The sequence below is a fragment of the Flavobacterium sp. B330r genome (assembly GCF_056824325.1).
Map to the genome: position 1 here is coordinate 2,773,260 of NZ_CP124860.1, position 16,005 is coordinate 2,789,264.

17 protein-coding genes are annotated in these 16,005 nt (G+C 33.2%); 9 read left to right on the forward strand and 8 right to left on the reverse strand.

Annotated features, from left to right (window positions below):
* Positions 1-3: 3 nt before the first annotated feature.
* Both QLQ95_RS12440 and QLQ95_RS12445 read right to left on the reverse strand, forming a co-directional pair.
* Entirely contained in the window at positions 4-558 is a 555-nt protein-coding gene (locus QLQ95_RS12440) for a YceI family protein (RefSeq protein WP_428238967.1), read from the reverse strand.
* A gap of 317 nt (positions 559-875) precedes the next feature.
* Positions 876-1,436 (reverse strand): YceI family protein, encoded by a 561-nt coding sequence (locus QLQ95_RS12445; RefSeq protein WP_428238968.1) that lies wholly within the window; start codon positions 1,434-1,436, stop codon positions 876-878.
* 374 nt (positions 1,437-1,810) lie between these two features.
* Between QLQ95_RS12445 and rlmN the strand changes: the two genes are divergently transcribed.
* A complete protein-coding gene (gene rlmN, locus QLQ95_RS12450; RefSeq protein ID WP_095928570.1) occupies positions 1,811-2,854 on the forward strand; it encodes a dual-specificity RNA methyltransferase RlmN in 1,044 nt (347 codons plus the stop codon).
* A gap of 152 nt (positions 2,855-3,006) precedes the next feature.
* On the opposite strand, the gene QLQ95_RS12455 is transcribed toward rlmN, so the two are convergent.
* On the reverse strand, positions 3,007-3,867 hold the full coding sequence (locus QLQ95_RS12455; protein WP_482503997.1) for a hypothetical protein: 861 nt from the start codon (positions 3,865-3,867) through the stop codon (positions 3,007-3,009).
* Positions 3,868-4,029: 162 nt separating this feature from the next.
* On the opposite strand from QLQ95_RS12455, the gene QLQ95_RS12460 reads away from it, so the two are divergent.
* The 5 genes from QLQ95_RS12460 to dnaG all read left to right on the forward strand — a co-directional run bounded on the left by QLQ95_RS12460 (position 4,030) and on the right by dnaG (position 9,834).
* Positions 4,030-5,007, forward strand: coding sequence for a polyprenyl synthetase family protein (locus tag QLQ95_RS12460; RefSeq protein ID WP_250834019.1), 978 nt, complete (start codon positions 4,030-4,032; stop codon positions 5,005-5,007).
* Positions 5,008-5,207: 200 nt separating this feature from the next.
* Positions 5,208-5,768, forward strand: coding sequence for an RNA polymerase sigma factor (locus tag QLQ95_RS12465; protein ID WP_482503999.1), 561 nt, complete (start codon positions 5,208-5,210; stop codon positions 5,766-5,768).
* Complete coding sequence (locus QLQ95_RS12470) at positions 5,755-6,504, forward strand: hypothetical protein (protein ID WP_482504001.1); 750 nt, start codon at positions 5,755-5,757, stop codon at positions 6,502-6,504. Before QLQ95_RS12465 ends, QLQ95_RS12470 begins: the two co-directional genes overlap by 14 nt.
* A gap of 36 nt (positions 6,505-6,540) precedes the next feature.
* Positions 6,541-7,632, forward strand: coding sequence for a hypothetical protein (locus QLQ95_RS12475; protein WP_320492807.1), 1,092 nt, complete (start codon positions 6,541-6,543; stop codon positions 7,630-7,632).
* 129 nt (positions 7,633-7,761) lie between these two features.
* Positions 7,762-9,834, forward strand: a complete 2,073-nt coding sequence (gene dnaG, locus QLQ95_RS12480) for a DNA primase (protein ID WP_320492808.1) — start codon at positions 7,762-7,764, stop codon at positions 9,832-9,834.
* A gap of 90 nt (positions 9,835-9,924) precedes the next feature.
* Here dnaG and QLQ95_RS12485 read toward each other — a convergent pair whose 3' ends face one another.
* Together QLQ95_RS12485 and nadE are read right to left on the reverse strand one after the other, a co-directional pair.
* Positions 9,925-10,554, reverse strand: coding sequence for a response regulator transcription factor (locus QLQ95_RS12485; RefSeq protein ID WP_008467169.1), 630 nt, complete (start codon positions 10,552-10,554; stop codon positions 9,925-9,927).
* Positions 10,555-10,646: 92 nt separating this feature from the next.
* Positions 10,647-11,453, reverse strand: a complete 807-nt coding sequence (gene nadE, locus QLQ95_RS12490) for an NAD(+) synthase (RefSeq protein ID WP_482504002.1) — start codon at positions 11,451-11,453, stop codon at positions 10,647-10,649.
* 99 nt (positions 11,454-11,552) lie between these two features.
* Here nadE and gldB point away from each other — a divergent pair, with 99 nt between their 5' ends.
* The 3 genes from gldB (at position 11,553) to QLQ95_RS12505 (ending at position 13,596) form a co-directional block, all read left to right on the forward strand.
* The gene (gene gldB, locus QLQ95_RS12495; RefSeq protein ID WP_482504004.1) at positions 11,553-12,509 is read left to right on the forward strand and encodes a gliding motility lipoprotein GldB; all 957 of its coding nucleotides are present in this window, start codon (positions 11,553-11,555) and stop codon (positions 12,507-12,509) included.
* Positions 12,509-12,841: a gliding motility protein GldC gene (gene gldC / locus QLQ95_RS12500; RefSeq protein ID WP_172426852.1), complete on the forward strand. Its 333-nt coding sequence runs from the start codon at positions 12,509-12,511 to the stop codon at positions 12,839-12,841. The genes gldB and gldC overlap by 1 nt, the downstream gene beginning before the upstream one ends.
* A gap of 98 nt (positions 12,842-12,939) precedes the next feature.
* A complete protein-coding gene (locus QLQ95_RS12505) occupies positions 12,940-13,596 on the forward strand; it encodes a hypothetical protein (protein ID WP_482504006.1) in 657 nt (218 codons plus the stop codon).
* Positions 13,597-13,648: 52 nt separating this feature from the next.
* Here QLQ95_RS12505 and QLQ95_RS12510 read toward each other — a convergent pair whose 3' ends face one another.
* From QLQ95_RS12510 to QLQ95_RS12520, 3 genes are all read right to left on the reverse strand, one after another.
* On the reverse strand, positions 13,649-14,278 hold the full coding sequence (locus QLQ95_RS12510) for a hypothetical protein (RefSeq protein WP_428238973.1): 630 nt from the start codon (positions 14,276-14,278) through the stop codon (positions 13,649-13,651).
* A 191-nt stretch (positions 14,279-14,469) separates the two neighbouring features.
* Positions 14,470-15,090: a ribosome biogenesis GTP-binding protein YihA/YsxC gene (gene yihA / locus QLQ95_RS12515; RefSeq protein WP_095928581.1), complete on the reverse strand. Its 621-nt coding sequence runs from the start codon at positions 15,088-15,090 to the stop codon at positions 14,470-14,472.
* 44 nt (positions 15,091-15,134) lie between these two features.
* Complete coding sequence (locus QLQ95_RS12520; RefSeq protein WP_095928582.1) at positions 15,135-15,899, reverse strand: alpha/beta fold hydrolase; 765 nt, start codon at positions 15,897-15,899, stop codon at positions 15,135-15,137.
* Positions 15,900-16,005 lie beyond the last annotated feature (106 nt).

Here is a 16,005-nt window from a genome sequence, read left to right on the forward strand (position 1 = left end):
CGGTTATAAATTAAAGTTTAAATTAAATTTGATAGTCAGGTCTTGTCCTGTTTTGATTGTTCCAAGCATTGCTGTTGGCGATTTCATTCCGAAGTCTGCGAAAGTGATTTTGTTGCTTCCCTGAAGATTTAATCCATTTGCAGTAACAGTCGTTTTTACAGAAGTTTTGTAAACTTTGCTAACGCCGGCAATGGTGTAAGTACCAGTTAGTTCCCAAGTAGTTTCGTTTACTTTTTCAGCAGACTTCAAAACATATTTTATTTGCTTGTTTTTATCTGTTTTTAGCGTTTCGTATGCCACTTTATCCATGCTTTTTTTCTCACTTTTTACGCTTTCTGCCAATAGAGTAACGGTTAGAGCGTCTATGTCAGTTAGCTTTCCGTTAGCAATGTTTAGAGTTGCTGTTCCAGTTCCAGACGCCGATTTCATTTCCCAGTCGTGAAGTGTAGATGTACCAGCTACAGAAAAAGTTGATTTACTATCTAAGGCATATGATTTTTGTGCTGTCGCAAATGAGGTAATTCCGAAAATTGCAATAACAAGGGCGAATAATTTCATTTTATGGGTTTTCATTTTAATTATGGATTTTGATTAAAAAAATAGATAAACTCGGCCAATTCTATCTCTAAGTGTTTATTGTTTGTTTTTAACTTGTATCAAAGATCTACTTATAAACCAGCTTGGTACATGATAAAAATCATTGTTAAAATTTTATTAAATTGGTATTTAATAACTAAAACGTTTTCATTTTCTGCATAATCGATTACTAAAGCAAAAAAGAGTATTGATTTTTATTAAATTGTCATTTTTTAACATTTTCCTAAAAATTAAAAATCTTAAAAGAGAGACAATTTTTAACATTAAGTCGATTTGATTTAGCTTAAAATAATATTGAAGATTACAGTTAAATCTTTTCCTGCTTTAACAACTCCAAGAGCTGCTTTAGGAGGTGTCATTTCAAAATCTCCAAAAGTAATTTGGTTAGAACCCTGCAGAATAATATTTCCTTTACTAGTGGTTACTTTTACTTGGGTTTTGTATTCTTTGCTTACTCCTGCAATCGTGTAAACTCCTGTTAAGTTCCAAGTGTTATCATCTATCTTTTCAGCAGATTTTAAAACGTATTCAATATTCTTGTGTGTTTCGGTATCCAAAGCTTCGTAAGCTACTTTGTCCATACTTGTTTTGTAGCTTTTTAAGCTTTCGGCCAATATTGAAATTCTTAAACTATTTATCGTAGCAAGTTTAGAATCCTTAACTATTAAGTTGGCCATTCCAGTTCCTTCTGTAGATTTCATTACCCAGTCGTGTACTGTAGAGGTTCCTGCTACTTCAAAGGTTGAGTTTGCAGCTACACTATAATTTTTTTGAGCATTTGCCTGTAATGCTATTGTTGTAAAAATTACGGTCAGTAAAAATGATTGAATTGTTTTCATGTTGATAAAGTATAGGTTAATCATTTAAATGAGGAAATTTTAAAATTCAGTTAGTGGATGCAGAATCAAAAAATTATCCTTATTTCTTAGACCAAAATTATCGCGCGCGCGAAGAAAACGAAATGATAAAAATCATGGCTAAAGTTTTATTAAATTGTTATAGTAAAGGAAGGAATGGCCTATTAACACTAAGATTTTATCTTTAAAGGAAATAAAACAAGATGTAAGTAATTGCCTATTAGTTTATTGTGTGTTTGGATCGAAAACATCTCGTACTGTTTTTTCAGCCCAATTTTTTTGGAAAGAAATCAATAAAAAAAGCGGGAAAGTGCTTTAAGTTTTAGAAAATACTGGAAATAAACTAACTTTGCAGCATGCAAATGGAGAAAAAAGACATACGAGCCTTATCAAAAGAACAGCTTCGCGATTTTTTTGTTGAAAATGGAGATAAAGCTTTCCGCGGAAATCAGGTTTACGAATGGTTATGGAGCAAAGGGGCTCACAGTTTTGAAGACATGACAAATGTGGCAAAAGCTACAAGGTCTATGCTTGAAAATAGCTTTGTTATTAATCATATTAAGGTTGATACAATGCAAAGAAGTAGTGACGGAACAGTAAAAAATGCTGTTAGGCTTCATGACGGACTTGTAGTAGAGTCTGTTTTAATTCCTACAGAAACTAGAACTACTGCTTGTGTTTCTAGTCAAGTGGGCTGTAGTTTAGACTGTAATTTCTGTGCAACAGCACGATTAAAAAGAATGCGAAATCTAGAACCTGGCGAAATTTATGATCAAGTTCTAGCTATTGATAGAGAGAGCCGTTTGTATTACAATCATCCGCTTTCTAATATTGTTTTCATGGGAATGGGAGAACCTTTAATGAATTACAATAATGTCATTAAAGCAATAGACATGATTACTTCAGAGGAAGGTTTAGGAATGTCTCCAAAACGAATTATGGTTTCGACTTCAGGAATTCCGAAGATGATCAAAAAAATGGCCGATGATGATGTGAAGTTTAAGCTGGCAGTTTCTCTGCACTCTGCTATAGATGAAACTCGTGCTCGCATTATGCCTTTCAGTAAAAACTTCCCTTTAAAAGATTTACGAGAAGCTTTAGAATATTGGTATAGAAAAACCAAAAGTAAAATTTCGTACGAATATGTAGTTTGGAAAGGAATTAACGATGATAAAGCTTCGGTTGATGCATTGGTTAAATTCTGTAAATATGTGCCTTGTAAAGTCAATTTGATTGAATACAATCCAATTGATGATGGCGAATTCCAGCAAGCTTCAGAAGAATCGATTATGGCTTACATAAAAGCGTTAGAAAATATTGGAGTAGTGGTAAAAGTGAGAAGAAGCCGAGGTAAAGATATCGACGCAGCCTGCGGACAACTAGCCAATAAAGAAGCATAAAAAAATACTCCGTAAGAGTATCTGGTCGGTAGAAAAAAATATTGACAATGATGAATATGTCCCATCGGGACATTTGATTGGTTAATTAAAAAGCATTAAAAACAAGAATTATTTCTCGTTTTTAATGCTTTTTTTCTGGACAAAAAGGATGCTTATTTTTTCAAATCTACTTCTTCAGTAACGCCGTCTTTTGTTACTTTTACAAGCGTATCGCATTCTCCGCTACCATAATCAAGAGTTGCTGTAGCGCCATTTTTAGTTATAGAAACAATTCCTTTTACTGCAATAGATTTTCTGCAAGATGCATTAAACTCTAGAGGAGTTGTAATTTCTGCCGAAAAAGTATCTCCGTTTGGGAAAGTTGTAGAACCGCTTCCGGTAACCACAAACACATTATCATCCCAATCAAACCATGTGTCATAGCCAGAAGTCATTTCTTTTGTTAGCGTTCCTTTTCTAGTATACACTTTTCCATCATCAAACGTAATGGTTAAATCTATAGAAGCTGTAGAAACAGGATGTGCTGTCACCAATAAATTGGTCTCTTTAATAGTTCTCACAATACTTTTACTTCCTTGAATTTTTTTACCATTATGATAAAATCCCTCAAAAGTGTAGCTAATGGTTTGTGTAGAAGAAGTAAAATCGTTTGAAAAAGAAACAACCATTTTACCTTTTACTGTATTTCCGTTATTAAGAGTGCAGCCTTCCACACCAAAATCTACTGTTTTTGTCCAAGTGTTATTGGTTAAAACTGTAGTGATTGTAGCACAGCTAGGAAGATATTTTTTTATAGGTCCGTTTGGTTTGGCATTTACATTCAATTGAGAGCTAAATTGATCTTCAGCAATATCCGTAACATCCTCAACAGAAGCATCGATTTTAGCGTTGGTTACAATCTCCTCGTTGCTAATCGCAGCTCCCGATCCGTCATTTGTTTTTTCATCAGAATTACAGCTGATGAAAAAAGACATAGTAATAAAAGTACTAATTAATAAAAGTTTTGTTTTCATAAAAAAAATGGTTTTAGGTTCTTCTTTTAACTTAATGAATTCAAATCAGTATTAGTTAGAGCTATTTTTGGCGTTTTTTTTCAGGTTAAAACATAAAATATTTAAATCCTAACCTAAAATAAACAACGTATTTTTATTTAAAATAGTATATTTGGAATCTAAATGAATATTACGTCTCAAATAAAGCAGCCTATTTTTACCGAGATGGAACTTTTCGAGAAAAAGTTCCATGAATCGATGACTTCGAAGGTTGCGTTGCTTAACCGAATCACTTATTATATCGTAAACCGCAAAGGAAAACAAATGCGTCCGATGTTTGTTTTTCTTACTGCAAAAATGGTTTCTGGAGGTACTGTAAACGAAAGAACCTATCGCGGAGCTTCGGTAATTGAGCTTATTCATACTGCAACTTTGGTACACGATGATGTGGTAGACGACAGTAACCGCCGTCGTGGGTTTTTCTCAATCAATGCGCTTTGGAAAAATAAAATTGCCGTTTTAGTTGGAGATTATTTATTATCTAAAGGTTTATTGCTTTCAATAGATAATGGCGATTTCGATTTATTGAGAATTATTTCTGTAGCTGTTCGCGAAATGAGCGAAGGAGAATTGCTTCAAATTGAAAAAGCAAGAAGACTTGATATTACTGAAGATGTTTATTACGAAATCATCAGAAAAAAAACAGCAACGCTTATTGCAGCATGTTGTGCGCTTGGCGCGAAAGCTGTAATAGAAGATGATGCTCAGGTAGAAAACATGCGCAAATTCGGTGAATTGATCGGAATGGCTTTCCAGATTAAAGATGATTTATTTGATTATAGCGAAGAAGCCATCGGAAAACCAACCGGAATAGATATTAAAGAGCAAAAAATGACTTTGCCTTTAATTCACGTTTTAAATACTTGTACTCCGCAAGAAAAAAAGTGGCTGATAAACTCCATCAAAAACCACAACAAAGACAAAAAACGAGTAAAAGAAGTTATTGCCTTTGTAAAAAATAATAATGGTTTGGCTTACGCCGAAAACAAAATGGTCGAATTCCAGCAAGAAGCACTTGCATTACTTCAAAACTTCGAAGATTCTGAGTATAAAGACGCTTTGACTTTGATGGTCAACTACGTTATTGAGAGAAAAAAATAATCTTTTTAAATTAGATAATCAGAAAATGTGTCAATTAGATAATTGATTTACTTTGTTGTAAATCAGTTGTGTATTGCTGTATGTTGGAATTTGGAATTTAAAAATTTGATTTTTTTTTAAGCCCATGCAACCATTTCAAATCGACAATCGTCTATGCTAATAGAAGTCTGTTTCTAAAACCAAAACCGAAAAGCTTATTAATGAAAATTATCCAGTTACATCAAGAAGAAACCAAAATCATAAAGCTGGCTGCCGAGAACAATCGTCAGGCACAGCAGCAGATTTACACTAAGTTTTCTTCTAAAATGTTAAGTGTGTGTCGTCAATATATAAAAGACATGCAATTGGCAGAAGATGTAATGATAACAGCTTTTATGAAAGTGTTTACCAATTTAAGCAAGTTTGAACACAAAGGAAGTTTTGAAGGCTGGATCCGCCGAATTATGGTTAACGAATGCATTTCGTATTTAAGAGTTCAGAAAAAGGTAAAATTTGCCGAAGATGAATTTTTTGTAGAAGAAAGCTTCAATGAAATCGACAGCCAATTTACCGTAGAACAGATTCAGTATTTAATTGATGCTTTGCCCGACGGCTATAAAATGGTTTTCAATTTATATGCGATTGAAGGTTACAAACACAATGAAATTGCCAAGATGTTAGGAATTAATGAAGGAACATCGAAATCGCAATTATCGCACGCTAGAAAAATGCTGCAAACACAAATTACTATTTTAAAAAAACAAGATAATGGAACCGAATAATTTTGAAAAGGATTTCCGTGAAAAACTAAATCAACGCGAAATTGAGCCAAGCAACAAAGCCTGGGATCGATTGGATGCGATGCTGGCTGTAGCAGAAGAAAAAGAACCAGTTAAGCTTAATTCAAAAAAATCGAAAAGGAAATGGCTGTATATCGCAGCAAGTTTCGTCGGGTTTCTATTGGTTGGAACGCTGTTTTTCAATCAAAATAAAAATGCAGTTAAAACGCCAGAAACGATAGTTGTTGAAAAAGAAAAACAAACCGAAGCCGAAAAAGAATCGGTAACAGAACCTGTTTTAAACACTGTTGATTCAGTAAAAACGGAAACTGCAATTGCCGAAAAAACTTCGGGAGAAACAGGAAACAAAAACAAAAAAAGCAATTCCGAAACTTCGGAGCCAATTTCAAATAAAAACACTCAAAATGAATCCAATCAAATAACGGAGTCTTCAATCATCAAAAACAATCAAGAAAAACAATCAACAAACAATCCAACTTTAATTGCCGAAACGTCTAAACAAGATAATGTCGATCAATTATTGGAAAAAGCTGAAACTAAAATTTTAGCAGAAAATGCAGTTAAATCAAAATCAAAAATCAAAATTAATTCTAACGATTTATTAGATCAAGTTGACGGCGAACTGGAGCTTTCTTTTAGAGAAAAAATGATTGCAAAAATCAATAAAAGCTACCAGACCGTTAAAGTTGCTGTTGAAAATCGAAACGTTAAAAATTAAATCATCAATCAAATCAATCAATCAAAAAAAGTAATCATGAAAAATTTTACAATTTATCTATTTCTCTTAGTATTCCTGTTTGTTACTAAAATGGTAGGGCAAGAAACTTTTGAAAACAAAGCAAAAACAATTGCAGTTAATATCGAAAATATAACCAATGAAGAAAAAGCGGCATTAAAGAAAGAAGTCGATGAGGTTAACAATCAATTGGTAGAAGGAACAATTTCTAAAGAAGAAGCAGAAAAAAAGAAAAAAGAGTTTGCAGAAAAAAGAGCGCGCAATATAGAGAATAGAGTAGCTGTAGAACAGGAGAAATTGCAAGATTTGGTTCAGGAAAAAGTCGATGGCAAAGTGAGTTATAATAAAGAAAAAGGAGGAACGGTTTTGTTAATTGGTACAGGCAGCGATTCGATTAGACAGCATGAAACCGAAATAAAGATTCCTGCAATGAAGGTGTACAACGGTCAAGATGATAAAGTGAAGAGAGAATCTAAAAGAACAACTTCTCAATTTGTGTTTGCAATGGGTTTAAACAGTACAATGGCTGACGGTAAACTGCAGGATTCCAATTATGATTTTATCGGATCCCATTTTTACGAATGGGGTTTAACTCTTAATTCCAGAATTTTGAATGACAACAATTTGCTGCACGCCAAATACGGACTTTCATTAATGTATAATAATCTTAGACCAACAGACAATCGCAGTTTTGTTGTAAATGGCGACCAGACAGATTTAGTGACAAATCCGATACATTTAAAAGAATCTCGTTTTAGAAATGTGTATTTAGTGGCGCCAGTTCATTTAGAATTTGATTTTTCGAAAGACGGAAACCACGACGGGAAATCCTATTTTAGAACACATAAAGGATTCCGAATGGGATTTGGAGGTTATGCAGGAATCAATGTAAAATCGAAACAGATATTAAAATTTGAAGATAACGACTATAAAACAACGCAAAAAACAAAAGGCGATTACAATGTAAATAATTTCATTTACGGATTGAGTTCTTATATAGGTTACAAAGAAATAAGCTTGTATTTGAAATATGATTTAAATCCAATATTTAAAAATAATGCTGTCGATGAGAATAATATTTCGTTAGGTATTCGATTCGATTTCAACTAAGAAGAAAATTAAGTTTAGTTAGTAAAAGGGCATCTCGTGAGGGATGCTTTTTTTGCTTTAAAAATGATTAAAATTCCAACAAGATTTACGTATTTTTGCAAGCTCTCAACTTCTAAAATTTAATACACTTTGATTTCACAAACCACCATTGATTCTGTTTTTGAAACTGCTCGAGTAGAGGAGGTTATTGGCGATTTTGTGAATTTGAAGCGTGCAGGAAGTAATTTTAAAGGGCTGAGTCCGTTCTCAGACGAGCGCTCTCCTTCGTTCATGGTTTCTCCGGCAAAAGGAATCTGGAAAGATTTTAGTACCGGAAAAGGCGGAAACTCTGTTAAATTCTTAATGGAACATTCACAATTTACCTATCCAGAAGCCATTCGCTATTTAGCTAAAAAATACAATATCGAAATTGAAGAAACGGAGCAGACTGAAGCAGAAAAAGCCAATACAGATCTTCGTGAAAGTATGTATTTGGTTTCTGAATTTGCTGCTAAGTATTTTCAGGATGTTTTGGTTAATTCTGAAGAAGGAAAAGCAATTGGTTTATCGTATTTTAAAGAAAGAGGATTTACGAATGAAACCATTAAAAAATTCAATTTAGGATATTCTCCAGAAACTTGGGATGCTTTGACGAAAGAAGCCTTAGGGAAAGGATATAAATTAGAATTTCTAGAAAGTACAGGTTTGACAATTCCGAGAGAAGATCGACCATTTGACCGATTTAAAGGGCGTGTAATGTTCCCGATTCAAAGTATGTCGGGTCGTGTCTTAGGTTTTGGAGGACGTATTTTAACGAATGATAAAAAAGCTGCAAAATACCTCAATTCGCCTGAAAGTGATATTTACCATAAAAGTAAAGTCCTTTATGGAATTTATCATGCAAAACAATCTATCGCCAAACAAAATAACTGTTACTTGGTTGAAGGTTATACCGATGTGATTCAGTTTAGCCAAGCAGGTATAGAAAATGTTGTGGCTTCATCTGGAACAGCTTTAACACCAGATCAGATTCGTTTGATAAATCGTCTGACGCGAAATATCACCGTTCTTTTTGATGGAGATGCGGCTGGTTTACGAGCGGCCATTCGAGGGATTGATTTGATTTTGGAAGAAGGTATGAATGTTCGTGTTTGTTCTTTTCCTCAGGGAGAAGATCCGGACAGTTTTGCGCGTAAAAATTCTCATGACGATTTAGTCGCTTATCTAGAAAACAACAGTAAAGATTTTATACAATTTAAGGCTTCGATTTTAATGGGCGAAGCTAAGAATGACCCAATAAAAAAGGCAGATCTGATTCGCGATATGGTTACGAGTATTTCTAAAATTCCAGACCGTATTCAGCGTGAAGTTTATATTCAGGAATGTGCTCGAATCATGGATATTTCGGAGCAGGTCTTGACGAGTACTTTGGCACAGCTGATTCAGAAAGATATAGCTGACGCTAATAAAAAGCAGAAACAAGAACAAAAACCTTTTGAGGTAGTTAGAAATCAGCCTCCGCAGGCAGGTTCATTTTCAGGAGGAGATCCAGAAGATCCAAGAACTGGCCCTCCCGAAGGTTACGATTATCCGGGAGATCCAGGATATTTTCCGCAAGAACAAAATCAAAAAGTAGATATTTTATATGGTTTCGAAAGAAAAGTCATTGAGATTTTGCTATTGTACGGAAGTGTAGTAGAAAATTTTGAAGATGTTTTTTTAAGGGCAGATGAAGAAGGAAATGTAAAAGAAGTTTCAGAAAAAAGACAATATAAGGTATTCGAAAAAATATATCTAAGTCTTCAAGAAGATGAGGTGCAGTTGTCTAATATTTTGTTTCAGAATATTTACACGAACATCATTGATTTTTATAATCAGAATGAAACATTTAGTCTAGATAAATATTTGATGCATTTAGAGCCTGATTTTGCTCAGGAAGTAACCAATATTTTGATGGAAGATGAAAGATTAACCATTCATAATTGGGAAGGGCAGAATATTTACCCAAAACATAAAAGTGAAACCATTGAGCAGAATGTTTCAGATACGATATTTTCTATGAGATGGTATTTGGTGTCTGGAATTATAGCAGAATTAAAGAATTCTCTTTTAACCGATCCGCAGGAAGATAATTCAGAAGTTTTGAGTATGGTGATCGATTATTCTAAATTGCTGAATAACTTTTCGAAAAAATTAGGTCGAGTAGTAGTGCCTTATCACTAAAAGAAAAAACTCTATCTAATTTGATAATTCAAAATAGATAGAGTTTTATAATTTTTCGATTCTCTTAAAAGGCTAAGATTTTCGACTTGATTAAATAATTTCTAAAGTCTTAGCTTTGTTCACTAAGTCAACAAGATTAGTAACATTTAATTTTGTTAATAATCTCAGTTTGTAAGTACTGATTGTTTTTTCGTTCAGATTTAAGATTTTAGAGATTTCATTGTTTTTCTTACCATCACTTAAGTAACGTAAAACCTCGATTTCGCGGTTAGAAAGTTTTCTGTACAGACGCTCACTTTTGCTTTGTTTAGCAATAAGTGCCATGTTTTTACGTACTGTTTCGTTGATGATAATTTTTCCTTCGTGTACTTTAATAATAGAATGACCTAATGTTTCAAGTTTTTCTGTTTTGTGTACATACCCAGAAACTCCTGCTTTAATTGCGTTTGGAGCGTACATTTGCTCAGCAAGATCACTGAAAATAACAATTTTTGTTTTTGGGAAATTTTTTAAGATAGATTTAATTTCAAAGATGCTTGAAAGACCTTCTAACTCTAAATCTAGAATTAAAATGTCGATCTCCTTCGTTTGAAGAATATCTCTAACCATTGAAAAATTGCCTACGTTGGCAACAATTGAAATTTGATCGTGGTCTTTAAAATAAGACTTAACGCCAAAGTGCGTCACAGGATGATTGTCTGCTAGACATACTTTAATCATAATTTTTACCTTTTTTAGAATTGTTCATGTTTTTGGAATGGTAAAATTAATAAATAAATTCTGTAATAACTCGCAGAGAATGTTAAAATGTATTATTTTAACGTTTTTGGGATTAAACAAACAGGAATTGGATCCATTTTATGCTTGTTGCTGGTGTTTAATCGTTTATAGATTTCAAAGACAGATTTTTCTCTCCCTTCGAAGTCAGATGCCGTTTTTCCTGACTCCGCGGCTAACATCGCCCATTCTAATTCGTCATAACTTGCACCTAATTGATCTTCATCTGTACGATTGTCTCCAAATAATCCATCTGTAGGTGCGGCTGTTAAAATAGATTGTGGAATTTGCAAAAATTCTCCTAAAGCATATACATCAGATTTCATTAAATCGGCAATCGGACTTAAATCTACGCCGCCATCTCCGTATTTGGTGTAAAAGCCTACCCCAAAATCTTCTACTTTGTTTCCTGTTCCGGCTACAAGTAAACCATGAATTCCTGCTAAATAATACAAAGAAGTCATTCTAATGCGTGCACGTGTGTTTGCTAAAGCTAAATTAACTTTTGCTGTATCTTCAGTTGAAGGCACTGCGCTTTTAAAAGATTCAAAAGTTTGGGTCAAATCGGTCTTAACGTCAGAAACATTCGGGAAGCGTTTTTTGAGCTGTTCAATATGCTCTCTTCCTCTTGAAACTTGACTTTCTGCCTGATGAATAGGCATTTCTACACATAAAACATTCAGTCCTGTCTGTGCGCATAAAGTAGAAGTTACTGCAGAATCTACACCTCCTGAGATTCCAATTACAAAACCATTTACTTTTGCATTAGCAGCGTAATTTTTTAACCACTCTACAATGTGCGTATTTACTTTTTCTGTCTGAATTGTGCTTTTTTTAGCCATAATAGTTTAAGTTTTAAGATGCAGGGATGTATATTTGCAGAATTATTTTGAGTATGCAACTACTTAAAATTCTGATAACACAAATCTAATTAAAATAAAATGAAAATATATCGCTTTGCAGTGGTTCTATGCCTGTTTTTTTTGTCTTGCAATCAAAAAAGTAAGGTTGAAAAAGAAGTAGAAGAAATTCCTGTTGATATTAAAGTAGAACGATTTGATAAGGTGTTTTTTGAAACTAAACCGCAAGATCTTGCGAAAGTAAAAAAACAATATCCGTTTTTCTTTCCTGGTAATGATGATAACGTTTGGGTTCAGAAAATGAACGATCCAATCTGGAGAGAAGTTTATAAAGAAGTTCAGAAAAAGTACAGTAATTTTGAGCCGGTTCGCAAAGAGTTTAATGCACTTTTTCAGCATGTAAAATACTATTTTCCTAAAACTAAAATTCCGAAGGTAATTACGGTAATTGGAGAAATGGATTATAATGCAAAATCTATTTACGCAGACAGTCTTGTAGTGGTAGCTTTAGAATTGTATTTAGGTAAAAACCATAAGTTTTATGAGTTTCCAAATTACTTAAAAGAGAACTTTGAAGAAAGACAAATTATGCCAGACGTGGTCTCTAGTTTTTCGTATCGAAATATTCCAAATTCTATAGATAAGAGTTTGGTTGCTCAAATGGTTTTTGAAGGGAAACAGCTTTACGCAAAAGATTTGCTGATTCCTGAATATACAGATGCAGAAAAAATGGGATATACTCCAGAGCAGATAAAATGGTGTGAAGAAAACGAAGCCTATATGTGGCGTTATTTCATAGAAAATGAAATGCTTTACAACGAAGATCCAAAGCTGAGAGCACGATTTATAGCTCCAGCGCCTTTTTCTAAATTCTTTTTAGAAATAGATAACGATTCTCCAGGACGAGTGGGAGCTTGGATTGGCTGGCAGATGGTACGTTCTTACATGAAAAACAATAGTGATGTAACTTTGGCTGAATTATTCAAGCTTGAGCCAAAAGAAATCTTCGAAAAATCAAAATATAAACCTAAGAAATAATGGCAAATATAAACTCAGAGATTAAATTTAATATAGAATTGGACGAAAACCGTGTTCCTGAAAAATTAACATGGAGTGCACAAGATGGTGGAGTTCAAGCTGAAGAAGCAAAAGCAATCATGCTGTCTATTTGGGATAGTAAGGTAAAAGAAACAATGCGTATTGATTTGTGGACAAAAGATATGCCGGTAGATGAAATGAAGATTTTCTTCCACCAGACTTTAGTTGCAATGGCTGATACTTTTAAACGTGCAACAGATGATGAAAAAATGTCTGACACTATGAAAGATTTCTGTGACTACTTTGCAGAAAAACTGGAGCTTACAAAGTAATAGAAATTCCAATATAAAAAATCCCAAATTCCAATTTCAAAGATTGGGTTTGGGATTTTTTGCTTTTTATTGTAAATTGTCTGAGTAAAACAAATTCTATGCTATTTCCTTTTCTTGTAAGTCTTGTCGGATTGTTTTTTTTACTTGCCAATGCGATACGGTTTTACATGACATGCAAAAACAGAGATGTATTGTATCGTATTATAACCACTTATTTGATTCTGCTGTTTTGTGTAGAATTGCTTTGCAATATCATCGGATTCCTTTATCCGAATTCTAATTTCTTCCTTTCGCACTATTATTTTAATTTCCAGTTTATCACACTTAATCTCTTTTTCTATAAAAGTTTTTCAAACCAGAAATTAAAGCAGGTTATGATAATGGTATTCGTTTCGGTGCTGCTTTTTTTAGGATATCAATATTATAGCAAGCCTTCGCTTTATTGGGAGTTTAATTTAGTAGAAATAGCCCTAACGTCTATTCCGCTGTTGTGTTATGCGGTTTATTTTATTGTTTCAAATTTAAAAAACCACAAGCATAATTATTTCTATTTCTGTAATGGATTAATTATCTACCTAACAAGTAGTGCGGGTATTTTTCTATCAGGAAATACTGAATCGATAATTTTTACAGAACCGTTTGTGCTTGATTTCTGGTTTTTCAATTCGCTCTTTTATATCCTCTATCAATTTTTGATTTATAAAGAATGGAAAGCTTTAAACTTTAGAAGAACAGCAAAGAAAAAATTCCAATAAAAAAATCCCAAATTCCAAGTTTGCAATTGAGATTCGGGATTGTTGTTTCTTTTTATTTGACAGATCTTTTGTCTAAATCTTTGAATATCTTTTTTAAAGCTCCTTTCATTAATTTATCTGATGTTTTATAGAACTCTACATTATCAATAAACTTGTTTGATTTTTCGGTAGACCACATCGGTTCGGTTTTTGTTTTTTGAGAAATGCCGACCACATTTTGAGAATAGATGATTTCTTGAGAGTTTAGATCGTAAATTTCAACAAGTACGGCGGCTTCGTTTTTTCCTACTTCGTCATCGGATTGATAGAGTTCAATATATGAGAAATCACTTTTGCGTTTTGTAGTTGAGATATTGATAAAAAAATCAAAACCGGTTCCGTCTTTTAATTCTTTTAATTTTGTTTTATTAGGATTTAAATGAATCTTTCGACTAATTAGTAGTCCGTTAACATCATTTATATAAAACAAACGGTCTCCCAAATTCTTTTTAAAAAACGCTAAAGATTCTTCAGTTAATTTGTCTTTGGATTTTTTAGGGCAATCTAATTCATTCATCAACCATCTTCCTGAGGTAAAATTAACACCGGATCTTGGTCCAGATGTAAACATATAAGTTGGTGTTTTGCAAGATGCCAGGATCAGGGTCAAGAAAATAAAAAAGAATGGTTTTGGGTTCTTCATAAACTATTTTTGGTTGTGTCAAATGTAGTTTAAAAGATAGTTTTTAGACTATAAAAAACGATTTATTTTTAAGGTTTTACTTTCAAAAATAAAAATCCCAAATTCCAGGATTACAATTGGAATTTGGGATTTTAATATTGTGAGTTTGTAAAGTTTGGAATTTGGAATTTCAAAAAATTGGAGTTTAAATTTTAAAACTCCGAGTTGTTTTTAAAAACTTCCTGATTCACTTCATCTATATAAGATAATAGTTCTTCTTTTCCGGTAGATTCTGTAGATGAGGTTACAAAATATTGAGGCATTTCGGCCCAGTTGTTGGCAAACATCTGTTTTTTGTAAGCTGCAATATGCGAATCTATTTTTGTTTTGCTAATTTTATCTGCTTTAGTAAAAATAATGCAGAACGGAATTTCGCTTTCGCCCATATAAGACATAAATTCGATATCTATTTTTTGAGCTTCGTGGCGAATGTCAATTAAAACAAAAGCACAAACCAGTTGTTCTCTGTTTTCAAAATAATCAGTAATAAATTGCTGAAAAACTGATTTTGTTTTCTTAGAAACTTTAGCGTAACCATAACCCGGCAAATCGACCAAAAACCAATTGTTATTGATTTTGAAATGATTTATTAATTGTGTTTTTCCTGGTTTTCCAGATGTTTTGGCTAAGTTTTTATTGTTGGTAAGCATATTAATCAAAGATGACTTACCTACGTTTGATCTTCCTATAAAAGCATATTCTGGCAAAAAATCCTTTGGACATTTTGATGCATCAGAATTGCTGACAATAAATTCGGCGGTGTTAATTTTCATGTTCTTTCGTTTTAAAACCTCCTAAAAAAAATAAATTTTGACGGCTAAAAATTCTTTTCAGTAAGCCATTTTTCAAGAATTTCATTAAATTCCTGAGGGTGTTCCATCATCGCTGCGTGTCCGCATTTGTCAATCCAGTATAAAGTTGAATTTGGTAACAATTTATCAAATTCTTCAGCTACATTTGGAGGAGTTACAGAGTCATTTCGACCCCAAATAATACAAGTTTCAACGTCCATTTTTGGCAAATCTTTAGCCATATTATGGCGAATGGCACTCTTTGCAATGGTTAAAGTTTTGATTAATTTGATGCGGTCATTAGCTGTAGCGTAAACTTCATCAATCAAATCGGGAGTTGCAATTTTTGGGTCATAAAATACAGCTTCAGCTTTTGTTTTGATGTATTCGTAATCGCCTCTTCTTGGATAGCTATCTCCCATTGCGCTTTCGTAAAGTCCAGAACTTCCAGTAATTACAAGTCCGGCAACTTTCTCAGGATAAAGTTTTGTATGGTACAAAGCAATATGCCCTCCAAGAGAATTTCCTAGAAGAATAACTTTGTCAAACCCTTTGTAAGTGATAAAGTCTTTTACGTATTTCGCAAAACTTTTTACGTTCGTTTTTAAAATGCTTTGGGTGTATATTGGCAAATCTGGGATAACAACTTTATATCCTTTCGTTGGGAAATATTGTGCTACACCATCAAAGTTACTTAGACCTCCCATTAAACCATGCAGAATAACGATCGGAGTTCCTTCTCCAGCTTCGAAATAGCTGTATTTGCCTTCTTTTTTATAGTGTTTGTCCATCTAATCTAATGCCAATTTCAATTTCGACAAATATAGGGTTAATTCAACAAAAATGAATTTTTGATGCCATTTTTTAACTAGATAATTTCAGTAGAATATGTAAAAT

Bases quoted from the DNA above. Each gene is read 5' to 3' on its own strand.
- QLQ95_RS12520 (WP_095928582.1), bottom strand. From the start codon at position 15,899: ATGGACAAACACTATAAAAAAGAAGGCAAATACAGCTATTTCGAAGCT.
- QLQ95_RS12460 (WP_250834019.1), top strand. From the start codon at position 4,030: ATGAATATTACGTCTCAAATAAAGCAGCCTATTTTTACCGAGATGGAA.
- QLQ95_RS12445 (WP_428238968.1), bottom strand. From the start codon at position 1,436: ATGAAAACAATTCAATCATTTTTACTGACCGTAATTTTTACAACAATA.
- QLQ95_RS12475 (WP_320492807.1), top strand. From the start codon at position 6,541: ATGAAAAATTTTACAATTTATCTATTTCTCTTAGTATTCCTGTTTGTT.
- QLQ95_RS12510 (WP_428238973.1), bottom strand. From the start codon at position 14,278: ATGAAGAACCCAAAACCATTCTTTTTTATTTTCTTGACCCTGATCCTG.
- yihA (WP_095928581.1), bottom strand. From the start codon at position 15,090: ATGAAAATTAACACCGCCGAATTTATTGTCAGCAATTCTGATGCATCA.
- QLQ95_RS12440 (WP_428238967.1), bottom strand. From the start codon at position 558: ATGAAATTATTCGCCCTTGTTATTGCAATTTTCGGAATTACCTCATTT.
- QLQ95_RS12485 (WP_008467169.1), bottom strand. From the start codon at position 10,554: ATGATTAAAGTATGTCTAGCAGACAATCATCCTGTGACGCACTTTGGC.
- gldC (WP_172426852.1), top strand. From the start codon at position 12,509: ATGGCAAATATAAACTCAGAGATTAAATTTAATATAGAATTGGACGAA.
- gldB (WP_482504004.1), top strand. From the start codon at position 11,553: ATGAAAATATATCGCTTTGCAGTGGTTCTATGCCTGTTTTTTTTGTCT.
- QLQ95_RS12455 (WP_482503997.1), bottom strand. From the start codon at position 3,867: ATGAAAACAAAACTTTTATTAATTAGTACTTTTATTACTATGTCTTTT.
- rlmN (WP_095928570.1), top strand. From the start codon at position 1,811: ATGCAAATGGAGAAAAAAGACATACGAGCCTTATCAAAAGAACAGCTT.
- nadE (WP_482504002.1), bottom strand. From the start codon at position 11,453: ATGGCTAAAAAAAGCACAATTCAGACAGAAAAAGTAAATACGCACATT.
- QLQ95_RS12470 (WP_482504001.1), top strand. From the start codon at position 5,755: ATGGAACCGAATAATTTTGAAAAGGATTTCCGTGAAAAACTAAATCAA.
- QLQ95_RS12505 (WP_482504006.1), top strand. From the start codon at position 12,940: ATGCTATTTCCTTTTCTTGTAAGTCTTGTCGGATTGTTTTTTTTACTT.
- QLQ95_RS12465 (WP_482503999.1), top strand. From the start codon at position 5,208: ATGAAAATTATCCAGTTACATCAAGAAGAAACCAAAATCATAAAGCTG.